The organism is Lentisphaera araneosa HTCC2155 (assembly GCF_000170755.1).
Taxonomy (GTDB): domain Bacteria; phylum Verrucomicrobiota; class Lentisphaeria; order Lentisphaerales; family Lentisphaeraceae; genus Lentisphaera; species Lentisphaera araneosa.
Genome location: NZ_ABCK01000064.1, coordinates 1 through 3,161 on the forward strand (window position 1 = coordinate 1; position 3,161 = coordinate 3,161).

Below are 3,161 nucleotides of genomic sequence, written 5' to 3' on the forward strand. Positions count from 1 at the left end.
TGAATATTCCAAAGCTGTATGAGGGCGACAATTATTGTATAAGTAAATAGCCTGCTTAATTGCTTTTTTAGCATCTTTAAAGTTCTTAAATGTTTCGCGTAAATGATATTCATACTTCAGTATTCCGTTGACTCTTTCAGCTTTTGAATTTTCATAGCAATGGTTTTCTTCAGTCATACTGACAGGAAGATTTCTATTCGTCAAGATTTCAATGTAATCGTGACAGCAGTACTGAGAGCCTCTGTCAGAGTGGTGGATGGGACGAGAACCTTTAGGCAGGTCTTTTAAAGCCATTTTCAAAGCCTTGATACATCCTACAGCCTCTAAGTTCTCTCCAACATTATACGCAATGATTTTTCTAGAATATGCATCCGTAATCAAGGCTAAATAAACAAAACTATTAGCTACTCTGATATACGTAATATCACATACCCAAACCTGATTAGGGGAAGTTAAATTTATATTTTTGATGAGGTTTTTATAAATTTTAAAACGATGTCTAGAATCGGTTGTGCGACAGTACTTCCTCTTCCTTTTGATTAATAGTCGTTCTTCACGAGCTATATCGAACAAGCGATCTCGTCCTACTTTTATAGAATTCTCTTTGAAGTCATCTGCTAATAGGCACTTTAACTTTCGAATTCCAAGTTCTGATTGGATGCAGCGTTGTTCTTTGATCAGTTCAACTATAAGCTTTTGATCAACTTCTTTTTTAGGGTTCTTCGTAGAAATCTGTAAAACTACCGCCTTCGTTCAAAGCTTTCCTCCGGCATAAAGCCACTCGCAAGCTCGTTATTTATACGGGTAAAGATTTGATTTTTAGTTGCTTTACTGGCGTAATGCTTCGCCAGCGGGCAGAAACCCAAGGTTTCAAATACAAAAAACTGCTTGCACATCTCTCTTTAATTACTTCAAAAAGGAGAAAACATGTCAAGCAGTCTACATCAACATACACACGGAATCATTGGATACGAGCACAAGCGCTTTGAATACAAAGGCAATGAGCTGATTATTCATATATGTCGAAAAAAAAGACCTTTAACTGCTCCAAATGCAAAAGCGCCGATGTAACCGCAACTGCAACAGGCACTCGTTTTATCAAATCATTACCCGTGGGCACCAAAAAGACTTCGTTTTGTGTACAAATGCATAGAGTTCGTTGTCATGATTGTAGTTCATATTTAATGGAGAAACTTTCGTTTACTTCGAGTTCTAAAAGTAGGATTACACAAGTATTAGAAAGGCATATCATAGAGCTACGAGCGCACATGTGTATTCAGAGTTTAGCTAACTAGTGCCTGACCGAAATGAACCTAAGTCTTTTAAGTATAATAATTTATAAGGAAAATAAGTTGTGAGTTTTTCTAGAAAACAGTATTAAAGTACCCTATAAAACTTTTGTTTAAATGTATAGTACTTCATCATAAACTACTATTTATCCAATAGGATACAGATAAAATAAAAGAATCCAAGGTGTCATATAGCATGCGTAATTTTACAAGTACACAAGCAGAATTAGGAGAAAACCCACTTCTCGGAGTCACGCCAATTGAACAAGTGAGACTCGACACATACTGCCGTGATGAAATAACCAAAACTCTTCGTGGTTTACAAGAAATTTATCGAAACAAAGTTTTACTCAAAGAAATCCAAGATGTTTTGTCTGAATTAGTTCCTAAAGGAACATCCTGGAATGATGGACGTAAAGGAATGGATCTCTGGGTTATTTTTGTTTTAGGCACTTTGCGTTTGAGCTGTAATTGGGATTATGACAAGCTCAAAAGTTGCTATGATTATCATCACAAAATTCGGGAGATCTGTGGAGTTGATCTTTTTTGTGATGTCGACATAGTTACAGGACGCCAAACAATACACGATAACGTTAGCCTTTTTACAAAAAAAATTGCCAATAAAATTAGTAAACTCGTAGTTGCTTTCAGCCATGAATTACTTTTCCCAGAAGAACGAGAATTACATAGTCGTTGCGATTCTTTTGTTTTTGAAACGAATGTTCATTTCCCCACTGATTTGAATCTATTAAAGATCTGTACGCAAAGTATTGAGCATCGGAGGCAATTGGCTTCATCTTTGAAATCACTGGCTGGCGTGAAGTAAAAAGCCAGCAAAAGAAATTCCATAGCCTTTATAATAAACTGAGCAAGATGCGTCACTCTAACTCGAAGAAAGAAGAGCGAAAGGAAAAACGTCGCTTAGAAATAGAGGAGATAATTAAGGATTACCTTAGTGTGGCTCGAGCTCATTTACTCAAAGCAAGAACTCTCCAGAATTCTTTAGATGAAGAGTGTCCCAAGCTTCAGTTAAACATGGATTACACGGACTTATTCATTAAGCAAATAAGTCGTAGAGTTCTTAATGGAGAGACTATTTCACCCGATGAAAAGGTGTATTCGATTTTTGAACCTCACACAGAATGGATATGCAAAGGAAAAGCTGGGATTCGTCAGGAACTTGGCGTGAAGGTATGTGTAGTTGAAGATCAGTTTGGCTTTATTCTCGACCATAGGATCATGAAGGGCGAGCAGGATAAAGACGTGGCGGTTGAAATGGTTCGTAAAAGTAAGGAGCTGTACCCTGGGCTGACATCGATGAGTTTTGATAAGGGTTTTTATTCAAAGGTAGATAAGGATGGTCAAAATAATCACTCCCGCATTGAAGCATTAGAGGTAAGAGCTCACCTCCCTGTAAAAGGTCGCCGAAATAAAGCTGCTCAAGAGCGTGAAAGTAAGGAGGCCTTTGTCGTCGCTCGCAAACAACACCCCGCAGTTGAATCAGCTATTAACGCTCTTGAAAGTCATGGTTTTGACCGATGCCCTGATAAGGGTACTCCTAATTTCGAACGTTATGCCGCTATGGCGATAAGTGCCAGTAATATCCATCATCTTGGTGCTATCATCATGGCCAGAGAAATCAAAGTCCTACGTAGAAAAAGAAAAAGCGCTTAAAGCTCTTCATAATAATAAAAACGCCATTCACGGCGTACTTTCTCCTGCCTTGACTTAGTGAATAAATAGAAAAAAGCCTTTGTTCTGACGCCTAGGCCTTAAAAAAATGATAATACTATGACTGCACGACACGTATAGCCATATTTTGAATTTTTATATTAACTTAAAATCATCAACAAACTCATAAACACTGGGTTT

At 37.6% G+C, this 3,161-nt stretch carries 2 protein-coding genes and 1 pseudogene; 2 read left to right on the top strand and 1 reads right to left on the bottom strand.

Going from position 1 to position 3,161, the window contains the following annotated elements; genetic code table 11:
• Positions 1–732: IS3 family transposase (locus LNTAR_RS24510; protein ID WP_157473840.1), on the bottom strand; the 732-nt coding region annotated here is incomplete at its 3' end.
• A gap of 195 nt (positions 733–927) precedes the next feature.
• Here LNTAR_RS24510 and LNTAR_RS27470 point away from each other — a divergent pair.
• Complete coding sequence (locus LNTAR_RS27470) at positions 928–1,071, top strand: hypothetical protein (protein ID WP_007281474.1); 144 nt, start codon at positions 928–930, stop codon at positions 1,069–1,071.
• 414 nt (positions 1,072–1,485) lie between these two features.
• Positions 1,486–2,963 (top strand): annotated as a pseudogene (locus LNTAR_RS26845) (ISNCY-like element ISLar7 family transposase).
• Positions 2,964–3,161 lie beyond the last annotated feature (198 nt).